Source organism: Pseudomonas sp. B1-22 (genome assembly GCF_050474425.1).
Classification (GTDB): Bacteria; Pseudomonadota; Gammaproteobacteria; order Pseudomonadales; family Pseudomonadaceae; genus Pseudomonas.
Genome location: NZ_JBCHVH010000003.1, coordinates 472,270 through 492,739, shown reverse-complemented (window position 1 = coordinate 492,739; position 20,470 = coordinate 472,270). Strand labels below are relative to the sequence as shown.

General features: G+C 67.0%; 16 protein-coding genes. 8 read left to right on the top strand and 8 right to left on the bottom strand.

Going from position 1 to position 20,470, the window contains the following annotated elements; translation table 11 throughout:
* Window positions 1-26 precede the first annotated feature (26 nt).
* Genes mutL through ACQ5BL_RS14135 form a run of 4 tightly spaced genes read right to left on the bottom strand, consistent with a single transcriptional unit; the run spans window position 27 to window position 5,336 of the window.
* Window positions 27-1,946 carry a DNA mismatch repair endonuclease MutL gene (mutL, locus tag ACQ5BL_RS14150; protein WP_243804413.1) on the bottom strand — a complete coding sequence of 640 codons (1,920 nt, stop codon included), beginning with the start codon at window positions 1,944-1,946 and terminating at the stop codon, window positions 27-29.
* Complete coding sequence (gene amiB / locus ACQ5BL_RS14145) at window positions 1,943-3,373, bottom strand: N-acetylmuramoyl-L-alanine amidase AmiB (protein ID WP_243804411.1); 1,431 nt, start codon at window positions 3,371-3,373, stop codon at window positions 1,943-1,945. Before amiB ends, mutL begins: the two co-directional genes overlap by 4 nt.
* 8 nt (window positions 3,374-3,381) lie before the next feature.
* Entirely contained in the window at window positions 3,382-3,849 is a 468-nt protein-coding gene (gene tsaE / locus ACQ5BL_RS14140) for a tRNA (adenosine(37)-N6)-threonylcarbamoyltransferase complex ATPase subunit type 1 TsaE (RefSeq protein ID WP_243804409.1), read from the bottom strand.
* On the bottom strand, window positions 3,837-5,336 hold the full coding sequence (locus ACQ5BL_RS14135; RefSeq protein ID WP_243804406.1) for an NAD(P)H-hydrate dehydratase: 1,500 nt from the start codon (window positions 5,334-5,336) through the stop codon (window positions 3,837-3,839). The genes tsaE and ACQ5BL_RS14135 overlap by 13 nt, the downstream gene beginning before the upstream one ends.
* Before the next feature lie 245 nt (window positions 5,337-5,581).
* Here ACQ5BL_RS14135 and queG point away from each other — a divergent pair, with 245 nt between their 5' ends.
* Window positions 5,582-6,655, top strand: a complete 1,074-nt coding sequence (gene queG, locus ACQ5BL_RS14130; protein ID WP_243804404.1) for a tRNA epoxyqueuosine(34) reductase QueG — start codon at window positions 5,582-5,584, stop codon at window positions 6,653-6,655.
* A gap of 70 nt (window positions 6,656-6,725) precedes the next feature.
* Here the strand turns inward: queG and orn are convergent, their stop codons facing one another.
* On the bottom strand, window positions 6,726-7,268 hold the full coding sequence (orn, locus tag ACQ5BL_RS14125) for an oligoribonuclease (RefSeq protein ID WP_243804401.1): 543 nt from the start codon (window positions 7,266-7,268) through the stop codon (window positions 6,726-6,728).
* Window positions 7,269-7,357: 89 nt separating this feature from the next.
* Between orn and rsgA the strand changes: the two genes are divergently transcribed.
* The gene (gene rsgA, locus ACQ5BL_RS14120; protein WP_243804399.1) at window positions 7,358-8,389 is read left to right on the top strand and encodes a small ribosomal subunit biogenesis GTPase RsgA; all 1,032 of its coding nucleotides are present in this window, start codon (window positions 7,358-7,360) and stop codon (window positions 8,387-8,389) included.
* Between the two features lie 146 nt (window positions 8,390-8,535).
* Here the strand turns inward: rsgA and motB are convergent, their stop codons facing one another.
* Together motB and motA are read right to left on the bottom strand one after the other, a co-directional pair.
* The gene (motB, locus tag ACQ5BL_RS14115; protein ID WP_243804397.1) at window positions 8,536-9,561 is read right to left on the bottom strand and encodes a flagellar motor protein MotB; all 1,026 of its coding nucleotides are present in this window, start codon (window positions 9,559-9,561) and stop codon (window positions 8,536-8,538) included.
* A gap of 3 nt (window positions 9,562-9,564) precedes the next feature.
* Window positions 9,565-10,416 (bottom strand): flagellar motor stator protein MotA, encoded by an 852-nt coding sequence (gene motA, locus ACQ5BL_RS14110; RefSeq protein ID WP_207882288.1) that lies wholly within the window; start codon window positions 10,414-10,416, stop codon window positions 9,565-9,567.
* 121 nt (window positions 10,417-10,537) lie between these two features.
* Between motA and ACQ5BL_RS14105 the strand changes: the two genes are divergently transcribed.
* The 6 genes from ACQ5BL_RS14105 to ACQ5BL_RS14080 all read left to right on the top strand — a co-directional run bounded on the left by ACQ5BL_RS14105 (window position 10,538) and on the right by ACQ5BL_RS14080 (window position 19,008).
* Window positions 10,538-12,064 carry an HDOD domain-containing protein gene (locus ACQ5BL_RS14105; RefSeq protein ID WP_243804395.1) on the top strand — a complete coding sequence of 509 codons (1,527 nt, stop codon included), beginning with the start codon at window positions 10,538-10,540 and terminating at the stop codon, window positions 12,062-12,064.
* 138 nt (window positions 12,065-12,202) lie between these two features.
* The gene (gene rhdA / locus ACQ5BL_RS14100) at window positions 12,203-13,018 is read left to right on the top strand and encodes a thiosulfate sulfurtransferase (protein WP_243804393.1); all 816 of its coding nucleotides are present in this window, start codon (window positions 12,203-12,205) and stop codon (window positions 13,016-13,018) included.
* A 3-nt stretch (window positions 13,019-13,021) separates the two neighbouring features.
* A complete protein-coding gene (asd, locus tag ACQ5BL_RS14095) occupies window positions 13,022-13,891 on the top strand; it encodes an archaetidylserine decarboxylase (RefSeq protein WP_243804391.1) in 870 nt (289 codons plus the stop codon).
* A 77-nt stretch (window positions 13,892-13,968) separates the two neighbouring features.
* Window positions 13,969-14,946: an HPP family protein gene (locus tag ACQ5BL_RS14090; protein WP_243804388.1), complete on the top strand. Its 978-nt coding sequence runs from the start codon at window positions 13,969-13,971 to the stop codon at window positions 14,944-14,946.
* A 128-nt stretch (window positions 14,947-15,074) separates the two neighbouring features.
* A complete protein-coding gene (locus tag ACQ5BL_RS14085; RefSeq protein WP_243804386.1) occupies window positions 15,075-16,871 on the top strand; it encodes a molecular chaperone in 1,797 nt (598 codons plus the stop codon).
* Window positions 16,872-16,935: 64 nt separating this feature from the next.
* Window positions 16,936-19,008 (top strand): EAL domain-containing response regulator, encoded by a 2,073-nt coding sequence (locus ACQ5BL_RS14080; RefSeq protein ID WP_207882278.1) that lies wholly within the window; start codon window positions 16,936-16,938, stop codon window positions 19,006-19,008.
* 164 nt (window positions 19,009-19,172) lie between these two features.
* Here ACQ5BL_RS14080 and serB read toward each other — a convergent pair whose 3' ends face one another.
* The gene (gene serB / locus ACQ5BL_RS14075) at window positions 19,173-20,393 is read right to left on the bottom strand and encodes a phosphoserine phosphatase SerB (protein ID WP_243804384.1); all 1,221 of its coding nucleotides are present in this window, start codon (window positions 20,391-20,393) and stop codon (window positions 19,173-19,175) included.
* Between the last annotated feature and the right edge of the window lie 77 nt (window positions 20,394-20,470).

The following is a 20,470-nucleotide window of genomic DNA, read 5'->3' as shown; positions in this document are numbered from 1 at the left end:
CTTTCCTGAACGCAGGCTTACGAAAATCAACGTCCGCGCAGGAACAGCTTGTCCAGTTCGTCGAGCCCCAGCTGGGTCCAGGTCGGCCGGCCGTGATTGCACTGGCCGCTGCGCTCGGTGATTTCCATGTCGCGCAGCAGGCCGTTCATCTCCGGCAGCGTCAACCGGCGATTGGCGCGCACGGCTCCGTGGCAGGCCATGGTGCCGAGCAGCTCGTTGAGGTGCGCCTGGATGCGGTCGCTGGTGCCGTATTCCAGCAGGTCGGCGAGTACGTCGCGCACCAACTGGGTCGCTTCGGCCTGCTTGAGCAGGGCCGGAATCTGGCGAATCGCCAGGGTTTCCGGGCCGAGCCGCTGCAATTCGAAGCCGAGCCTGGAGAACCAGCTCGCATGCTCCTCGGCGCAATCCGCCTCGCGCTCGCTGACAGCGATGGACTCCGGCACCAGCAGCGGCTGGCCGCGCAGACCTTCGCTGGCCATGGCGGTCTTCAGGCGCTCGTACATGATGCGTTCGTGTGCGGCGTGCATATCCACCAGCACCAGGCCGTGGGCGTTCTCCGAGAGGATGTAGATACCCCTGAGCTGCGCCAGGGCGTAGCCCAGCGGCGGCACGTCCTGGCTGCTTTCCGGCAGGGCTTGCGGCGCCTGGTCGGGCAGCGGAGCGAAGTAAGCCTTGTAGGCGCCCTGGGCTTCCTGGATCGGCGGGATTTCCGGGCGCGTCGGTTGATAGCTGTAGCCACCACCGCCACCACCGCCGGAACCGCCGGAACCGCCAGAAGACGGGCTCGGCTGCCAGGCTCGCGCGGCGGCCGGAGCCTCCAGCACGGTCTCGGACAGACGCATCTCGCCCTGCGGGCCGAACTCGCCGGCTTCTGCGCCGGTGGGGCGCGGCACGGTGAGGGTGGTCGCCCCCGGCGGCGCCAGCTGATCATCCGGACGCACCTCGGCCAGCGCCCGGTGCAGGGTGCCGTAGAGGAAGTCATGGACCATGCGACTGTCGCGGAAGCGCACTTCATGCTTGGTCGGGTGCACGTTGACGTCCACTACCGACGGATCGACCTCGAAGAACAGCACGAAGGTCGGGTGCCGACCGTTGTAAAGCACGTCGCGGTAGGCCTGGCGCACGGCATGAGCGACCAGCTTGTCGCGCACCATGCGGCCGTTCACGTAGAAGTACTGCAGGTCCGGCTGGCTGCGGGAGAAGGTCGGCAAGCCGACCCAGCCCCACAGGTGCAGGCCGTTGCGCTCCACCTCGATGGGCAGAGCCTGCTCGAGGAAGCCGGTGCTGCACACGGCGCCGACGCGACGGGCGCGGGAGGCCTCGTCCTTGGCTTCATGCAGCGAGAGGATGGTCTTGCCGTTGTGGCGCAGGTGGAAAGCCACGTCGAAGCGCGCCAGGGCCAGGCGCTTGATGACTTCCTGCAGGTGATCGAATTCGGTCTTCTCGGCGCGCAGGAACTTGCGCCGCGCCGGGGTATTGAAGAACAGGTCGCGCACTTCGATGCTGGTGCCCACCGGGTGAGCCGCCGGCTTCACGGTGGACTCCATGTCGCGGCCCTCGACTTCCACCTGCCAGGCCTGGTCGGCGTCGGCGGTGCGCGAAGTCAGGGTCAGGCGCGAGACGGAGCTGATCGAGGCCAGCGCTTCGCCACGGAAGCCCAGGCTCATCACCCGTTCCAGGTCTTCCAGTTCACGGATCTTGCTGGTGGCGTGGCGCGCCAGGGCCAGCGGCAGGTCCTCGGCGGGAATGCCGCTGCCGTCGTCGCGCACCCGCAGCAACTTTACGCCGCCCTGCTCGACCTCGACGTCGATGCGCCTGGCGCCGGCGTCGAGGCAGTTTTCCAGCAGCTCCTTGATGACCGAGGCGGGGCGTTCGACCACCTCGCCCGCGGCAATCTGGTTGGCCAGCCGCGGTGTCAGCAGCTGGATGCGGCGCACCTCGCTCATTGCTGGGACGCCAGGGAAGTGCCGGGAATCTTCAGCACCTGACCGACCTTCAGCTCGTCGCTCTTGAGCGAGTTGGCACTGCGGATGGAGGCCGTGCTGACGTCATAGCGGCTGGCGATCATCGCCAGGCTGTCGCCGCTGCGCACAATGTGCTCGCGCGGGCCGGTGGGCAGTTGGCCGCCGTCGCGCAGCGAGGCGATATAGGTACCCGGCGGCGGCGTCTGCACGAAGTACTGGCGAACGCCGCCGGCAATGGAACGCGCCAGCGCCTGTTGATGCGAGCTGCTGGAGAGCTTCTGCGACTCGTTCGGGTTGGAGATGAACCCGGTTTCCACGAGGATCGACGGAATGTCCGGGGACTTCAGCACCATGAAGCCCGCCTGTTCCACGCGCCGCTTGTGCAGCGAGGTCACCCGGCCGACGTTGGTCAGTACCTTATGGCCGACGTCGAGACTGGACGACATGGTGGCGGTCATCGACAGGTCGAGCAGCACGCCGGCGAGCATCTTGTCCTTGTCGTCCAGGTTCACGCCGCCGTCACCGCCGATCAGGTCGGAACGGTTTTCGCTGTCGGCCAGCCAGCGCGCGGTCTCGGAGGTCGCACCACGGTCGGACAGGGCGAATACCGAAGCACCGAAGGCGCTGCGGCTGGGCGCGGCGTCGGCATGGATGGAGACGAACAGGTCTGCGCCCTTCTTGCGCGCGATGGCGGTACGCCCACGCAGCGGAATGAAGTAGTCGCCGGTACGGGTCAGTTCCGCACGGAAGCCTTTCATCTGGTTGATCTGGCGCTGCAGCTCGCGGGCGATCGCCAGTGTGATGTTCTTCTCGTGCAGGCCATTCGGACCGAGGGCGCCCGGGTCTTCACCGCCGTGACCGGCGTCGATGGCGATGACGATGTCACGCTTGCCGCTACTGCTGGGCGCGGGAATCTTGGTCACCGACTGCACAGGACTGACCGGCGCGGCGGGCACGTTCGGCGTCGGCGTGGCTGGAACGTCCGGCGCGATATCGGCGCCCTGGTCGTACAGGTCGACGACAAGGCGGTTGCCGTACTGCTGGTTAGGCGCCAGCACGAAGCTCTTGGGCGTGACCGGGTTCTTCAGGTCCAGCACCAGGCGCAGATCGGTGGGCGAGCGCTGGGCGGCACGCACGGAGGTGATCGGCGTGTTGTTGAGCTTGAGCTTGTCCAGTGCGGTGGACATCTGCGCGCCGTTGATATCGACAACGATGCGGTTGGGCGCGCTCAGCGTGAACAGGCTGTGCTGCACCGGACCGGAAAGATCGAACACCAGCCGGGTGTTGTCTGGAGCCCGCCAGATGCGGACGCTCTTGATTTGCGTGGCGGCAAAAGCCTCGCCGGCAATCATTGCCAGCAAAACAGTCATCCCCGTGAACAGCGCCCGCAGGCGCAACCCCCAACCCATCTTTTTTCTCATGCTCCCGTGGCCAGGGCGGCACACCAGGCTTCGCCCCGCGTACCTTGCGGTATCAGGCGCAGCATACGACCGCCCGCATGCGGACTAATGGTAATGTCCATGTCGGCCTTTGGCAAAATGCCTGTGCCCCGTTCAGCCCATTCGATCAGGCACAGGGTGTCGCCTTCGAAGTAATCGCGGATGCCGAGAAACTCCAGCTCCTCCGGGTCGGCCAGGCGGTACAGGTCGAAGTGGAAGGCGCGGACCGGGCCGATCTCGTAGGGCTCCACCAGGGTGAAGGTCGGACTTTTTACCGCCCCGCCGTGCCCCAATCCCCGCAGGATGCCGCGCGACAGCGTGGTCTTGCCCGCCCCCAGGTCGCCGTGCAGGTAGATGACGCCGCGCCCGCCGGTCGCCGTGGCGATCTTCCGTCCGAGGTCGTACATGGCCTCTTCGCCCTCGGCGAACAGATTCAGTTCAGGCATGGGCTGTGCTCCTCGAGCAACTGACGAACGGCAGGGACCAGATCGCTGGCAGCCAGCCCCCGGCCCTGCGGACCGAGCGACTCGCCAGCGCGGGCGTGGAGCCAGACGGCCAGGCCAGCCGCATCGAATGAGGACATTCCCTGCGCCAGCAAGGCGCCGAGAATGCCGGAAAGGACATCGCCAAGCCCGGCGCCGGCCATGGCCGGATGGCCGTGGCTGCAAAGCGCCAATCGGCCGTCCGGCGCGGCCACCAGGCTACCGACGCCCTTGAGCACCACCACCGCCTGGTAGCGCTGCGCCAGCGCGTGGGCCGCCTTCGGCCGGTCGGCCTGGACTTCAGCGGTGGAGATACCGAGCAATCGCGCAGCCTCGGCGGGATGCGGCGTCATCACCCAGTCACCGGAGGGACGTGACACCAGGCCCTCCGCGAGCAGATTGAGCGCGTCGGCGTCCCACACCTGGGCGCGCTCCAGGCTGGCCGCCGCGCTGACCAGCACGCGCCCCCAGCCCTCACGCCCCACGCCCGGTCCCACCACCAGCACATCCGCCCGTTCGGCCAGGCGCAGCAGTTCGGCGGACGAGGAAACACCCCGCGCCATCAGTTCAGGATGACGCGCCAGCGCGGCGGGCACATGGGCCGCGCGGGTCGCCAGGGAAACCAGGCCGGCGCCACAGCGCAGCGCGCTTTCGGCAGCCAGCAGGACCGCCCCGCCCATGCCGGTGTCGCCGCCAATTACCAGCGCGTGGCCGAACAGGCCCTTGTGCGCAGCTTTCGGGCGCGCAGCCAGGCGAACCAGGGATGCTGGAGCCAGCCGACGGGCAACACAATCATCGGGAATCAGCGCCGGATCGGCGTCGAGGCCATCGAACACCAGTTCGCCGCACTGGTCAGGCCCGTTCGCGGTGAACAACCCCAGTTTGAGGCCGATAAAGGTCACGGTCAGATCGGCGCGAACGGCCACGCCCAGCACCTGGCCGGTATCCGAGCTCAGCCCGGACGGGATATCCACCGCCAGCACGGGCAGGCCGCTGGCGTTGATCGCCGTAACGGCCGAGGCGTAGGGCTCGCGCACCGTGCCGCCGAGGCCAGTGCCCAGCAGAGCGTCGACCAGCACGCCGCGCAAGTGCGCGCGGTCGCTCCAGAGATCGATATCCACACCCGCCGCCCGCGCCTCGCCGTAGGCGGACGCGGCATCGCCGGTCAGGCGCGAGGTGTCGCCCACCGCCAATACCCGCACGCGCCAGCCGGCGCGCAGGGCCAGGGCGGCGATCAGGTAGCCGTCGCCGGCATTGTTGCCATGGCCGGCCAGCACGGTGATTTCGCCCGCGTCCGGCCAGTGCCGGCGCAGGGCGCGCCAGGCGGCATGGGCGGCGCGGCGCATCAGCTCGAAGCCGGGGGTGCCGGCGGCGATCAGGCGTGCGTCCAGGTCGCGTACCTGTTGGGCGCTGTAGAGATGTACGGGAAGATCATCGTGGGGATGCGTCATGATGTTTCCGGGCGGCAAAAAGTGTCGCCTTAGAGCCTGTTCGAAACCTCGCGAGCTAGAGCAGAACAAGGCAAAAGCAGGCGAGGAAGCGGAGTTTACGTTCTGTAAATGAGCATTCCGAGCCTGCTTTTAACGCAGTCATGCCGACGCGCAGCAGGTTTTGAGCGGCTCTTGGCGTACGGACGGGCCGACGCCGGCTAGGTCTGGCAGAATTATACCTACCCGGACTCCGCTTTCCCGCCCCCATGCATGATTCGACGCTCGACTATGAAGATCTCGCCCGCTCCATCAAGGACTGGGGGCGCGAACTCGGCTTCCAGCAGGTCGGCATCGCCGGGCTGGACCTCGAGGAGCACGGCGCACATCTGCAACGCTGGCTGGAAGCGGGCTACCACGGCGAGATGGACTACATGGGCGCCCATGGCAGCAAGCGCTGGCGGCCGGAAGAACTGGTGCCCGGCACGCTGCGGGTGGTCTCGCTGCGCATGGACTACCTCCCCGGCGACACCCGCATGGCACAGGTGCTGGGCAATCCGGAGAAAGCCTACGTATCGCGCTACGCCCTGGGCCGCGACTACCACAAGCTGATCCGCAAGCGCCTGCAGCAACTGGCCGAGCGCATCCAGCAGCAGATCGGCCCGTTCGGCTTCCGCGCCTTCGTCGACAGCGCGCCGGTACTCGAGAAAGCCATCGCCGAGCAGTCGGGCCTGGGCTGGATCGGCAAGAATACCCTGGTGCTCAATCGCAAGGCCGGCAGCTACTTCTTTCTGGGCGAGCTGTTCACCGACCTGCCGCTACCGGTCGATCCGCCCCACGGCACCGAACATTGCGGGCGCTGCTCGGCCTGCCTGGACATCTGCCCCACCGCCGCCTTCGTCGCGCCTTACGTACTGGATGCGCGGCGCTGCATTTCCTACCTGACCATCGAGCTGAAGGGCCCGATCCCCGAGGAGCTGCGCCCACTGATCGGCAACCGCGTGTTCGGCTGCGATGACTGCCAGATGGTCTGCCCGTGGAACCGCTTCGCTCGCGCCACCGACCAGGGCGACTTCCAGCCGCGCCACAGCCTGGACAACGCCGCGCTGGCGGAGCTGTTCCTGTGGACGGAAGAGGAATTTCTCAGCCGCACCGAGGGTTCGCCGCTAAGGCGCGCCGGGTATGAACGCTGGCTGCGGAACCTGGCCGTCGGCCTGGGCAACGCGCCGTCGACCATTCCAGTGATCGAAGCGCTGCGCGCGCGGCGGGAGTTCCCGTCGGAACTGGTGCGCGAGCATGTGGAGTGGGCGCTGGCACGCCACAACGCCGGGATATCCCTGTAGGAGCGGGCCATGCCCGCGATCGCGCCCATGGGGCGCTCCTACAGGTATTCGCCTGGCGACACCCTCTGGATCAGACCTTGATGAAATGCTCGCGGTAGTAGCGCAGCTCGGCGATGGACTCGCGGATGTCGTCCAGCGCCAGGTGGGTATTGCCCTTCTTGAAGCCGTCGCGCACCGCCGGGGCCCAGCGCGCCGCCAGTTCCTTGAGGGTGGAGACATCCAGGTTGCGGTAGTGGAAGTAGCCTTCCAGCTTCGGCATGTACCGGTAGAGGAAGCGGCGGTCCTGGCAGATGCTGTTGCCGCAGATCGGCGAACTGCGCTTGGGCACCCACTTCTCCAGGAAGGCGATGGTCATGGCTTCGGCCTCGGCGGCGGAGATGGTGCTTTCGCGCACGCGCTGGGTCAGGCCTGACTGGCCGTGCTGGCGGGTATTCCATTCGTCCATGCCGGCGAGCAGTTCTTCGCTCTGGTGTACGGCGATCACCGGGCCTTCCTCGAGGATGTTGAGGTTGCTGTCGGTGACGATGGTCGCCATCTCGATGATGACATCCTTGTCCGGGTCCAGACCGGTCATTTCCAGGTCGATCCAGATCAGGTTCTGTGGGTTCTGCATGATGGGGCTCCTCAGCTCAGCCCTCTAGTTTAGCGGGAAGCGGGCGCGCGCATGCTAAACTCCGCGGCGATTTTCCCTGTGGATACCCTATGGCCAAGCGTCACCTCACCCGCCGGCAGAGCTGGCGGATCGAAAAAGTCCAGGAAGAACGTGCTGCCCGCGCGGCCAAGCGCGAATCGCGCGTCCTGGAAGAACTGGAAGGCGGCGACCTCGGACCGGAACAGACCGGCCAGGTGATCGCCCACTTCGGGGTGCAGGTAGAAGTCGAGGCGCAGGAAGGCGACCACGCGGGCCAGGTGTTCCGCTGCCACCTGCGCGCCAACCTGCCAACGCTGGTGACCGGCGACCAGGTGGTCTGGCGCCCCGGCAACCAGGGCATCGGCGTGATCGTCGCGCAGTTGCCGCGCAGCTCCGAGCTGTGCCGCCCGGACATGCGCGGCGTGCTCAAGCCGGTGGCGGCCAACGTCGACCGCATCGTGATCGTCTTCGCCCCGCGCCCGGAACCCCACGCCAACCTCATCGACCGCTACCTGGTGGCCGCCGAGCACGCCGGCATCAAGCCGCTGCTGCTGATGAACAAGGCCGACCTGATCGACGAGGAAAACGCCGCCTTCATCGACTCCCTGCTCGGCACCTACCGCGAGCTGGGCTATCCGCTGCTGGAAGTTTCTGCCTTCAACGGCCTGGCGATGGACGCCCTGCGCGCTGCGCTGAACGAGCATGTCAGCGTGTTCGTCGGCCAGTCCGGCGTGGGCAAGTCCTCGCTGGTGAACGCGCTGCTGCCGGGCGTCGACACCCGCGTCGGCGACCTCTCGGAAGTCACCGGCAAGGGCACCCACACCACCACCACCGCGCGGCTGTTCCACTTCCCCGCTGGCGGTGACCTGATCGACTCCCCCGGCATCCGCGAATTCGGCCTCGTCCACGTCAGCCGCGACGACGTGGAAGCCGGCTTCATCGAATTCCACGACCTGCTCGGCCACTGCCGCTTCCGCGACTGCAAGCACGACCGCGAGCCGGGCTGTGCGCTGCTCAAGGCGCTGGAAGACGGACGCGTCTCGCCGCAGCGGATGGCCAGCTACCGGCATATCCTCGCCAGCCTGCCGGAAGACGAGTACTGACCGAGCATGCCGAAGTGCGGGACCTGTAGGAGCGAGCTTGCTCGCGAACGGCATCGCAGCGGGGCTTGTTCGCGAGCAAGCTCGCTCCTACAAGCTCAATGAAAAGGCCAGCTTTCCAGCTGGCCTTTTTCATTGCGCAGCGGGTTTCACTGCTGCTTGTTCAGCTCATCAAGCTTCAGCGTGCCGCCGTCGTCGAACAGGTTGAGCTTCTCCTTCAACTGGTCCGGCGGCACTGGCTCACCCTGCCCGGCTGCCGGGCCGGGCGCAGCGGCCCCCGGAGCGGCGCCGTCAGCGGGCTTGGCGTCGCTGCCGTCCTGCCCTTCGATGGCGCGCTGGGCCTTCTTGGTCAGGACGATGATGTCGATGCGACGGTTCACCGGGTTTAGCGGCTTGTCGCGGTCGAACAGTGCCGAAGAGGCGTAGCCCACCACGCGGGCGATCTGCTCCTGCGGATAGCCGCCGGCCTCCAGCGTGCGCCGCGCGGCGTTGGCGCGGTTGGCGGACAGCTCCCAGTTGCCGAAATCGCCGTTGCCCGCATAGGGCTTGGCATCGGTGTGACCACTGATGCTGATCTTGTTCGGCACCTGCTTGATGGTCTCGGCCAGCGCCAGCAGGATGTCCTCGAAGTACGGCTGCAGGCGCGCGCTGCCCAGGTCGAACATCGGCCGGTTGTCCGAGTCGACGATCTGGATGCGCAGGCCGTCCTGGGTGATCTCGAACAGGATCTGGTCCTTGAAGCGCTTGAGGGTCGGGTTTTCGTCGACCTTGTTCTGCAATTCCTGCAGCAGCAGCTCCAGGCGCTCCTTCTCCAGCTTCTCGGCAATGTTCTCCGCCTGCTCGGCGTCGACCTTGGCCCCCTCCTTCGGACTGACGCTCGCCTCGGGCTGCGCCTCGACCTGCGGATTCAAGGTCTTGTCCGGCGCCGGCGTCGGCGTGCCGCCCAGGTCGATCACATAGGGGCTGGCGCTTTCGGTAAAGCCGATCGGGTCCTGGAAGTAGCCGGAGATGGCCTTCTTCTGTTCCGGCGTGGCCGAAGACAGCAGCCAGAGCACGAGGAAGAACGCCATCATGGCGGTGGCGAAGTCCGCGAAGGCGATCTTCCACGAACCGCCATGGTGGCCCGCGGCGTAGCGCTTGACGCGCTTGACGATGATCGGCTGGTTGTTATCCATCGTTTAGCGACCGCGCACAGCCTGCTCGAGCTCGGCAAAGCTCGGACGATGCGCCGGCAGCAGCACCTTGCGACCGAACTCCACGGCCAGCGACGGCGGCATGCCCGAGGCGGAGGCGACCAGGCAGGCCTTGATGGCTTCGTACAGGTTCAGCTCTTCCTTGGCGTCATGCTCCAGGGCGTTGGACAACGGGCCGACGAAACCGTAGGCAGCGAGAATACCGAGGAAGGTACCCACCAGTGCGGCGGCGACGTGGTGGCCGATCTCGGCCTGGCTGCCCTGGCCGAGCAGGGCCATGGTGATCACGATGCCCAGCACCGCGGCGACGATACCGAAACCCGGCAGGGCGTCGGCGACGCGGGTCACGGCATGGGCGGGATGCTCGAAGTCTTCCTTGAGGCTGCCCAGTTCCATGTCGAACAGGCCTTCGAGTTCGTGGGGCGCCATGTTGCCGGAGGACATGATGCGCAGGTAATCGCAGATGTACGCGGTCATGCGGTCGTCCTTGAGCACCGCCGGGTACTTGCTGAAGATCGGACTGGCGCCCGGGTCCTCGACGTCCGCCTCGATCGCCATCATGCCCTCGCGGCGGCTCTTGTTGAGCACCTCGTAGAGCATGCCCAGCACTTCCAGGTAGAAGGTGTGGGTGAAGCGGTTGCTGAACATCTTCGGTGCTTTCTTGAGCACCGTCATGAAGGTGCTGCCCGGGTTCGCCTGAAGGAAGGCACCCAGCGCCGCGCCGCCGATGATCAGCACTTCGAACGGCTGGATGATGGCCGCGATCTTGCCGCCGGAGAGCAGATATCCGCCGAGTACGCTGCCCAGGATGACGATGATGCCGATGATTTTTGACATGGGGACCGGACTGAAACTGTGAACAGAATGAGAGGCATGATTCCCGCCTCCCTGTTGTTATCGGAGATTTCGGGCAAGACTATAGGCCGAAAACACTAAAAACCAGTTCGGCGCCTCACGCATGCCCAAACCCGTGCCTACCCCAGAGCGTCTCGCGGACTGGCTCTCCCTGCTGGAAGAGCTGCCGCTGCCCGTCCCCCAGGAGCACCGCGACGAGATTCGCCGGGCGCTGAACGACAGCCGCCGCTCGATCCGCGACATCTCCGACCTGCTGCAGGACTGCCCGACCCTGGCCTTCGCCATCCTGCGCGAGGCCAATCGCGCCGAGAGTGCCCGCGACAATCCGGCGGAAAGCCTGGAAGTCGCCCTCAACCGCCTGGGCCTGGCACGCGTCATCCATTTGCTCGACCGCCTGCCGTCGATGCCCGAGGCGCAGATGCCCCGCGCGCTGAGCCAACTGCTGCTGATCAGCCGCCACGCCATGCAGCAGGCCAGCGGCCTGTTTGCCAACCGCCTGGCGCGGCTCTGGCAGGAAATCCACTGGGGCAGCCTGTTCACCCTCGCCCCGCTCTGGGCGCTGGCCACGGCCAAGCCGGAACTGCTGGAGACCTGGCAACGCCAGGTCTACGGCCTGGGGCGCTGCAGCAGCGAAGTCGAGCAGGAGCTGCTCGGCACCCGCCTGCTGCCGCTGTGCCAGGCCCTGGCAGAGCGCTGGCGGCTGCCGGACTGGGTCGCCCAGGGCTACGCGCTGCTCAGCGACGACAAGCGCCTGCTGGTGCGCGCCCTGCACGTGGCCCACACCGAAACCCAGCCGCTCGGCCAGCAACAGCGCCTGGACGCTGACCCGGAGTTGCAGCGCTGGCTGACCCGCCCGGCCAATACCATCCTGCTGGCCAACAGCCTGGCCACTGCGGCCCACCAATCCTGGGGCGGCGTGCACATGCTGCGCTGGCAGCGCCTGACCAGCCTCTACCTGCAAATGCCGCTGGAAGAGCTGCAACAAACCGTCCACGGCCTGGCCGCGCAGAGCGCCCGCCGGCACGCCCGGCCGCTGCTCTGGCACCCGGCCGAGGCCCTGCTCTGGCCCTGGGAGGCCCGCCGCTGGCTGAATGGTCCCAAGCCCGAGGAGCCGGCCAAGGCGCCCGACACCCTCGCCCAATGGCGCCAGCACTGTGCGCGTCTGCTGCAGACGCCCAGCCCGTTCGGCAACGCCGTGCAATTGCTCGACTGCGCCGAATCGGCCCTGCAGGCCTGCGGGCTGCAACGCGGCCTGATCCTGCTCGCCGACAAGGGCGGCAGCTGGCTGCAGGCACGCCGGCAGTTCGGGCTCGCCGCAGAAGCCAGTGAACTCAAGCTGGAGGTCGCCGCCAGCCCGCTGCTGCGCAAACTCCTGCAACAACCCGGACAGCTGCGCCTGAGCCCGGCGAACATGGCCGACTTTTCCGCCGTGCTGCCCGGCGCGCTAAAGGCGCTGCTGCCCAGCGAACACCTGCTGCTGCGCTCGCTGGGCAATGGCAGCCGGGTGGTCATGCTGCTGGCCGCCGACCGCGACGGCCAGCCGTTGAGCGACCTGCACGCCCAGGCCTTCGGCCGCACCGCGCAGTGCATCGAACACGCTGTCCGGCAGATGTCCCGCGGCGCCTCCTGAGCCGCGCGGCGTTCGCCGGGATTTCCGGTACACTGGCGCCCCTTTAGACTATCGCCCCTCAATGGGCAGCCCAGGGCCGCCAGCTCACGCCGCCTCCACCATCACGGTGGGCCGACCGCCGTACCGGGAGACTCCGACATGTCCGCCTTCTCCGCTCTGCCCCTGGTGATCGAACCGGCTGACCTCGCCAGCCGCCTCGACGCCGCCGACCTGATCCTGGTCGACCTGACCAGCGCCGCACGCTACGCCGAAGGCCACATCCCCGGCGCCCGCTTCGTCGCCCCGGCGCGCACCCAACTGGGCGGCACTCCGGCGCCGGGCCTGCTGCCGGCCAAGTCCGACCTCGAAGCGCTGTTCGGCGAGCTGGGCCACAATCCCGATGCCGTCTACGTGGTCTACGACGACGAAGGTGGCGGCTGGGCCGGCCGCTTCATCTGGCTGCTGGATGTGATCGGTCACCACAAATACCACTACGTCGACGGCGGCCTGCACGCCTGGCTCGCCGATGGCCTGCCGCTGAGCCAGGAGGTCCCGGCGCCGGCCGGCGGCCCGTTGCCGCTGACCCTGCACGACGAGCCCACCGCCACTCGCGAATACCTGCAGAGCCGCCTGGGCGCCGCCGACCTGGCCATCTGGGATGCCCGCAACCCCAGCGAATACAGCGGCCAGAAAGTCCTCGCCGCCAAGGGCGGGCACGTACCGGGCGCCGTCAATTTCGAATGGACCGCCGGCATGGACCCGGCCCGCGCCCTGCGCATCCGTACCGATATGCCGCAGATTCTCCAGAGCCTGGGCATCACCCCGGACAAGGAAGTGATCACCCACTGCCAGACCCACCACCGCTCCGGCTTCACCTACCTGGTGGCCAAGGCCCTCGGCTATCCGCGGGTCAAGGGCTACGCCGGCTCCTGGTCGGAATGGGGCAACCACCCCGACACCCCTGTAGAGGTTTAAGGAATGTCGTTCAAAGATCGTCTGTTCATCCTCGCCCAGTACCTGCTGCCGCATCACCTGCTGTCGCGCCTGATCGGCTGCGCCGCCGAGTGCCGCGCGCCCTGGTTCAAGGACCGCCTGATTCCCTGGTTCGCCCGTCGCTACCAGGTGGACATGCGTGAAGCCCAGGTCGAGGACCTGCGTGCCTACGAGCACTTCAACGCCTTCTTCACCCGCGCCCTGAAAGACGGCGCCCGTCCGCTGGACGAGAGCGCAGACAGCGTGCTCAGCCCCGCCGACGGCGCCATCAGCCAGCTCGGCCCGATCGAGCACGGCCGCGTGTTCCAGGCCAAGGGCCAAAGCTACAGCCTGATGGAACTGCTGGGCGGCGACGCCGAGCGCGCCGCGCCCTTCATGGGCGGCGAATTCGCCACCGTCTACCTGTCGCCCAAGGACTACCACCGCGTGCACATGCCGCTGGCCGGCACCCTGCGCGAGATGGTCTACGTCCCGGGCCGGCTGTTCTCGGTGAACCAGCTCACCGCCGAGCAGGTACCGGAGCTCTTCGCCCGCAACGAACGCGTGGTGTGCATCTTCGACACCGAGCGCGGGCCGATGGCCGTGGTGCTGGTGGGCGCGATGATCGTCGCCTCCATCGAAACCGTCTGGGCCGGGCTGGTCACGCCGCCCAAACGCGAGCTGAAGACCTTCGCCTACGACGAAGCCGCCCGCGCGCCGATCCACCTGGAGAAAGGCGCCGAACTGGGCCGCTTCAAGCTGGGCTCCACCGCCATCGTGCTGTTCGGGCCGCAGCAGGTCAGCTGGGCCGAGAACCTGGCGGCCACCAGCCCGGTCCGCATGGGCCAGCGCCTGGGTGGCGCGCGCCAGGGCTGACGCCCGCTTCACCATAAGGCGGGCGGCCAACGAGCCGCCCGCCACTGCTTTCCGCCTCATCGTGCTAGTTCCCTGCCATGAAACGCTTCCTGCATCTCATGGGATGGCGTGCCAACGCCACCAGCCATCTTGAAAAATGGCTCTCCGCTCTCGGAGCGCTGTGCGGCATCGCCGTCATATACGCCGTCACCCACTGGGTGCTGCCCAGCGAAGCGGCCATCTGGGTCGTCGCCTCAATGGGCGCCAGCGCCGTGCTGCTGTTCGCCGTGCCCCACGGTGCGCTGTCCCAGCCCTGGGCCGTGCTCGGCGGCCAGGTGCTGTCGGCGCTTGTCGGGGTGATCTGCCAGAAGCTCTTCCCCGATCAGGCCTTCACCCCGGCCCTGGCCGTCGGCCTGGCGATCCTGGTCATGCACTATGCCCGCTGCATCCATCCCCCGGGCGGCGCCACCGCCCTGGCGGCGGTATCCGGCGGACCGGCCATCACCGCCCTGGGCTTCCACTACGTGCTCAGCCCGGTACTGCTCAATGTGGTGCTGATCCTCGTGGTCGCCGTGGCCTTCAACGGCCTGTTCGCCTGGCGCCGCTATCCCGCACCGTTGGCACGCCTGCCGGCGACGCCCAGGCTGCCCGCCGGGCCCGCGCCGGAAGACCTCTACCACGCACTGCGCAAGATGGATTCGTTCATCGACGTGCAGTTCGACGACCTGCTGAAGATCCTCCAGCTGGCCCAGGAACACGCCCAGGCGCAACGCCTGGGTCCTGAAGACATCCTCCTCGGCGCCTGCTACAGCAATGCCCTGAGCGGCAATGCCTGGGCGGTGCGCCAGGTGATCGACGACCATCCCGGCAAGCGCACACCCCAGGACCAGCTGGTCTACAAGGTGGTCGCCGGCGCCGGCAAGGGCAACACCGGCGCCTGCCGCCGCCAGGACCTGCTCGACTGGGCCGCCCATGCGGTGATTCCGCAGGGTGATGGTTGGGTTCGAGCCACCCCGCAAGCCTCCGCCAGCGACGCCTTGCAGCGCCAGATCAAAGGCGAGACGCCGCTCGCGTAACCCGTCGGCGCGCCCATCCAGCGATGGGCTGCGGGGCGCAGCGGATACTGCTAGAGTTCGGAAAAAGCCGAATGTGGCGACCGAACGGTCCGTGAATCGGCCCAGATTGTGGAGAATCCGATCCAACCATGGACAACAGTCCCCAGCAGTTTCTACGTGTTCCCACCCCGACACTCGAGAGCCTGAGCTTCTGCAACGCCACCGCGCGCGACCTGAAATACTGGCTGGATCACCTGCCCAAGGCCAATCTGGGCGAAACCGCCCGCCAGCTCTACCAGGGGCTTATCGAGCTGAACCAGCTCAAATTGCCGGTGGAAACGCGCCTGCAGTTGCTGGAGTTGTTCCGCCCGGAAGTGCAGTTCGTCTGCCAGCACCTGGAGCGCCACTTCCTCAACCAGTCCATCGTCCTCGATGAACGCCCGCGCAAGGTCGCCAACCTCTGCCAGGCCCTGCAGAACCACCTGGCCATCGGCTACAAGCTGATCGTCGTGCGCGAGGCGAGCCGCGTGTCCCGCGAGCGCGCGCAACTGCTGGCAGCCTCCATCCAGCGCGCCATCCGCGCCCTCTGCGGGCCACTGATCCGCGCCTCGCAGCTGTATTGCCCGGTGCCGGAAGGACTGTGGCTGGAACTGCACCAGCTGTACCAGCTGGCCCGCCAGCACGGCCTGCAGAAACTGAGCATCCGCGACAGCCTGGCCCTGGATCCCCAGGGCCTGACCATCGAGCAGGCCTATCTGGTGGCGCTGATGCTCGGTTCGGCACGCTGCAACCAGATGCGCCAGCACAACATCGCCCGCCTGGCGGAAGTGCTGGAAGGCTGGAGCGCGCAGGTTCACGTACAGCCCGCCAGCCTGCCGTCGAGCCTGTTCGTCGTCGCCCCCCTGGTGGACGGCCCGCCGCGCTACCGCACCCTGTTCGCGGAAAGCGACCTTCCGGGTGGTATGGGCATCGACCCGCAACCGCTGGTCGACCTGATCAAGGAATACCTCCTGCTGCTCCCGGAGAACCGCAAGCTGGCACGTCTTAAAGTGCCCGAAGGCGTCTCCGTCGATCTGCTGCAGCACCTCGCTGCCGCCTGGGGCGATATCGCCGAGCGGACCTTCCAGCGCACCGCCGGCCACGGCCAGCTCACCGTCTGCATCGGCATGAGCGCCCTGCACTACTTCCTCGCCGGCTGCCAACCGTTCGCCGAAGTGCTCAAGCACAGCCAGACGCCGGACTTCACGGCCAAGGCCAAGGCCGAGGTCAAGGACGCCTGGGCCAACGCCTTCGACGCGCAGCAGGTGAAGGACTGGCAACCCGGCATGTCGCTGGAAGAAATCGAGTACACGCCCACCACCCCAGCCGAAGGCGGTCGTGCCGCACCCGAGCCGGCCAGAGAGAATTACCCGGTCTTCACCCTGCCAATCGTCAACCACAGCCCGGGCGGTTACTGCCTGACCTGGCCGAAGGAGATTCCCAGCCAGCTGCAGGCCGGCGAGCTGCTGGGCATCCAGGACGCCCCGGACCAAGGCTGGAGCATTGCCGTGGTGCGCTGGATTCGCCAGGTACGTGGCGGCGGCACCCAGATGGGCATCGAGCTTATCGCGCCGCTCGCCCAGCCGTGCGGCCTGCAACTGCTGCGCAAGACCGACCAGGGCAGCCAGTACCTGCGCGCCCTGTTGCTGCCGGAAATCGCCGCGATCTCGCGGCCGGCCACGGTGATCACCCCGCGCCTGCCCTTCCAGGAAGGCAACAAAGTGCAGATCAACCTGCACGGCGACGAGCGGCGCGCCACCCTCACTCGCAAGGTCACCGCGACCGGCAGCTTCACCCAGTTCGAATACCAGGCGCACGACACCCGCACCGCACCGAACGATAAGCCGGTCACAGCACCGGGCCCCCGCGGGGAGGAAGACTTTGACTCACTCTGGAAGTCGCTGTAGATTCCGGCGAACCCCATTCATCGCCCATTTGCTGCCGTCCAGTGCGGTATAAGCAGCCTCATCCATGGCCAATGAAAAGAAGACCGTCCGCCTGCTGATCCTGGAAGACTCCCAGAACGAAGCCGAGCGCCTGGTCAGCCTGTTCCGCAATGCCGGCCGCGCCACCCGCGTCCACCGCATCACGTCCAGCGAAGACCTCCTGGAAGTCCTCCCCCAGGGCTGGGACCTGCTGATCGCCGCGCCTGACAGCAGCGCCATGGCTCCCAGCGAGGCGCTGAACAGCATTCGCCGCCAGGCCAAGGACATCCCCTTCATCCAGCTGATCACCGGCAACGACTCCGATGCGGTGACCGAAGCCCTCGCCCTGGGAGCCCAGGACGCCCTGCCGCAAGGCGAGGACGAACGCCTGATCCTGGTCGCCAAGCGCGAACTGGCCAACCTCGAGGAGCGTCGTGCCCGCCGCGCCGCCGAAGTTGCCCTGCGGGAAACGGAAAAGCGCTGCCAGCTGCTGCTGGACAGCTCGGTGGACGCCATCACCTACGTCCATGACGGCATGCACATCTATGCCAACCGCGCCTACGTCGACCTGTTCGGCTACGACGACGCGGAAGAGCTGGAAGGCATGCCGATGATCGACCTGATCGCCGGCAGCGACCAGGCGACCTTCAAGGACTTCCTCAAGGGTTATCAGACCACCGAGGACAACGCCGACCTGGCCTGCAGCGGGATCAAGGTCGACGGCCAGGCCTTCGGTGCGCGCATGACCTTCTCCCCGGCCACCTATGACGGCGAGCCGTGCATCCAGGTGGTGATCCGTGCCGAGACCGACAACGCCCAGCTCGAAGAGAAACTGCGCGAGGTCAGCAGCCAGGACCTGGTTACCGGCCTGTACAACCGTGGCCACTTCCTCGACCTGATGGACAGCGCCGTGGAGCGCGCGGTGACCGCCAGCCAGCCGGCCAGCTTCGCCTACATGCTGCTCGACCGCGCCCAGACCCTGCAGCTGAACCTCGGCGTCGCCAGCATCGACCTGCTGCTGGCCGACCTCGGCAACCTGCTGCGCGCCCACTTCCCGCAGGAAGCCCAGCTCGCCCGCTTCAGCGACGACGTGTTCGCCGTGCTGCTGCCAGGACATGCTCCGGAACAGAGCAAACCGCTGTTCGCCAGCCTGGTGAAGAAGATCGAGGGCTATCTGTTCGACATCCACGGCCGCACCGCCCAGGTGACCCTGTCCGTCGGCGTTGCCGGACTGGACGAGAAGACCACCCGGGCACAGGACGTCATCGAACGTGCGCACCGCAGCGCCGACGAAATCGCCCAGAGCGAAGGCAATGGCCTGAAACTCTACGACCCGGCCGACGAACTGGCCGCCGCCGCCAACCGCGGCGACACCCTGGCGATCATCCGCCAGGCCCTGGAGCAGAACAGTTTCCGCCTGCTGTTCCAGCCGATCATCAGCCTGCGCGGCGACACCCACGAGCACTACGAAGTGCTGCTACGCCTGCTCAATCCGCAGGGCGAGGAAGTGCCGCCGGCGGACTTCCTCGCCGCCGCCAAGTCGGGCGGCCTGGCCGAGAAGATCGACCGCTGGGTCCTGCTCAACTCGATCAAGTTGCTGTCCGAACACCGCGCCAAGGGCCACGACACCAAGCTGTTCGTGCACCTCTCCAGCTCAAGCCTGCAGGATGCCGAGCTGCTGCCCTGGCTGAACGTGGCGCTGAAAGCCTCGCGCCTGCCCGCCGACGCCCTGATCATCCAGATCAGCGAACCCGATGCGATCAGCTACCTCAAGCAGGCCAAGGCGCTCAGCCAGGGGCTCGCCGAGCTGCACTGCCAGGTCGCCCTGTGCCAGTTCGGTTGCGCGCTCAACCCGTTCAATACGCTCAAGCACATGAACGTCGACTTCGTGAAGGTCGATGGCTCCTACGTGCAGGAGCTGGGCAAGGCGGAGAACCAGGAGACCCTCAAGACCCTGATGGCCAGCCTGCACGCCCAGGCCAAGCTGACCATAGTGCCGATGGTGGAGAGCGCCAGCGCCCTGGCGACGCTCTGGCAGGCCGGCGCCAACTACATCCAGGGCCACTACCTGCAAGGCCCGAGTCAGGCGATGGATTACGACTTCGCCTCGGACGAATAGTCACGGCGCAGTTCCGGCATTGGGGTTAATCGATCGCGGACAGAGTCCGCTCCTACGCCCAATCTGAACGTAGGAGCGGACTCTGTCCGCGATCGGGTTCGCTTCACACGGAACCCCTGCAAAAAAAGCCGCCCCAAGGGGCGGCTTTTCTTTGCGCAGACGAATCAGCGGCCATCGGCCCCTTCACGATCGCGGAAACCGAGCAGGTAGAGGATGCCATCCAGCCCGAGGGTGGAGATCGCCTGCTTGGCCGACTGCTTGACCAGCGGCTTGGCGCGGAAGGCCACGCCCAGGCCGGCCAGGCCGAGCATCGGCAGGTCGTTGGCACCGTCGCCCACGGCGATGGTCTGTTCCAGTTGCAGACCCTCTTTCGCCGCCAGTTCACGCAGCAGGTCGGCCTTGCGCTGGGCGTCGACGATGGGCTCGATGGCCACGCCGGTCAGCTTGCCGTCGACGATCTGCAGTTCGTTGGCGAACACGTAGTCGATGCCCAGCTTGGCCTGCAGCTGCTTGGCGAAGTAGCTGAAGCCACCGGAGAGGATGGCGGTCTTGTAGCCCAGGCGCTTGAGCTCGGCGAACAGGGTTTCGGCGCCCTCGGTCAGGCGCAACGAGGCGCCGATCTCTTCCAGCACGTCCTCGGACAATCCCTGCAGCAGCGCCAGACGCTCCTTGAAGCTGGCGCGGAAATCCAGCTCGCCGCGCATCGCGCGCTCGGTGATCTCGGAAACCTGCTCGCCCACGCCGGCCGCCTTGGCCAGCTCGTCGATGACCTCGGCTTCGATCAGGGTGGAGTCCATGTCGAACACCGCCAGGCGGCGGTTGCGACGGAACACCGAGTCCTGCTGGAAGGCGATGTCGACGTTCAGCTCCTGGGCCACGCTGAGGAACTCCGCGCGCAGCGCCACCGGATCGGCCGGCTCGCCGCGCACCGAGAACTCGATGCAGCCCTTGCCCTGGTCGGCCGGCACATCCAGCGCCATGCGCCCGGACAGGCGGTCGATCTGATCAATGTTCAGACCGTACTTGGCGGTGATCGAGCTGACCCGCTGCAACTGCTCCGCGGTTACCCGACGGGTCAGCAGGGTCACAATGTGGCGCGGCTTGCCCTGGCCACCGACCCACTGCCGGTAGTCGTCTTCCGAGACCGGGGTGAAACGCACCTGCTGGTCGAGCTTGTAGGCCGTGAACAGCACATCCTTGAGCACCGAGGATGCCTGTTCGGTATCCGGAATCTCGACCAGGATGCCGAAGGACAGGGTGTCGTGGATCACCGCCTGGCCGATGTCGAGGATGTTCACTCCACCCTGGGCCAGCACGCCGGTGATGGCTGCGGTGAGACCGGGGCGGTCTTCCCCGGTGATGTTGATCAGGACGATTTCGCGCAAGGCGCTGTCTCCGCCGTGTAAAAAAGGCCGACATTCTACCTGCTTTCCGCCGCGCCCGCCCGGTTGACGGGCTGCGC

Coding starts and splice junctions, on each gene's coding strand:
- motB (WP_243804397.1), bottom strand. CDS start 9,561: ATGGATAACAACCAGCCGATCATCGTCAAGCGCGTCAAGCGCTACGCC.
- ACQ5BL_RS14085 (WP_243804386.1), top strand. CDS start 15,075: ATGGACAACAGTCCCCAGCAGTTTCTACGTGTTCCCACCCCGACACTC.
- orn (WP_243804401.1), bottom strand. CDS start 7,268: ATGCAGAACCCACAGAACCTGATCTGGATCGACCTGGAAATGACCGGT.
- ACQ5BL_RS14135 (WP_243804406.1), bottom strand. CDS start 5,336: ATGACGCATCCCCACGATGATCTTCCCGTACATCTCTACAGCGCCCAA.
- rhdA (WP_243804393.1), top strand. CDS start 12,203: ATGTCCGCCTTCTCCGCTCTGCCCCTGGTGATCGAACCGGCTGACCTC.
- ACQ5BL_RS14105 (WP_243804395.1), top strand. CDS start 10,538: ATGCCCAAACCCGTGCCTACCCCAGAGCGTCTCGCGGACTGGCTCTCC.
- motA (WP_207882288.1), bottom strand. CDS start 10,416: ATGTCAAAAATCATCGGCATCATCGTCATCCTGGGCAGCGTACTCGGC.
- asd (WP_243804391.1), top strand. CDS start 13,022: ATGTCGTTCAAAGATCGTCTGTTCATCCTCGCCCAGTACCTGCTGCCG.
- ACQ5BL_RS14090 (WP_243804388.1), top strand. CDS start 13,969: ATGAAACGCTTCCTGCATCTCATGGGATGGCGTGCCAACGCCACCAGC.
- ACQ5BL_RS14080 (WP_207882278.1), top strand. CDS start 16,936: ATGGCCAATGAAAAGAAGACCGTCCGCCTGCTGATCCTGGAAGACTCC.
- amiB (WP_243804411.1), bottom strand. CDS start 3,373: ATGGGTTGGGGGTTGCGCCTGCGGGCGCTGTTCACGGGGATGACTGTT.
- rsgA (WP_243804399.1), top strand. CDS start 7,358: ATGGCCAAGCGTCACCTCACCCGCCGGCAGAGCTGGCGGATCGAAAAA.
- mutL (WP_243804413.1), bottom strand. CDS start 1,946: ATGAGCGAGGTGCGCCGCATCCAGCTGCTGACACCGCGGCTGGCCAAC.
- queG (WP_243804404.1), top strand. CDS start 5,582: ATGCATGATTCGACGCTCGACTATGAAGATCTCGCCCGCTCCATCAAG.
- tsaE (WP_243804409.1), bottom strand. CDS start 3,849: ATGCCTGAACTGAATCTGTTCGCCGAGGGCGAAGAGGCCATGTACGAC.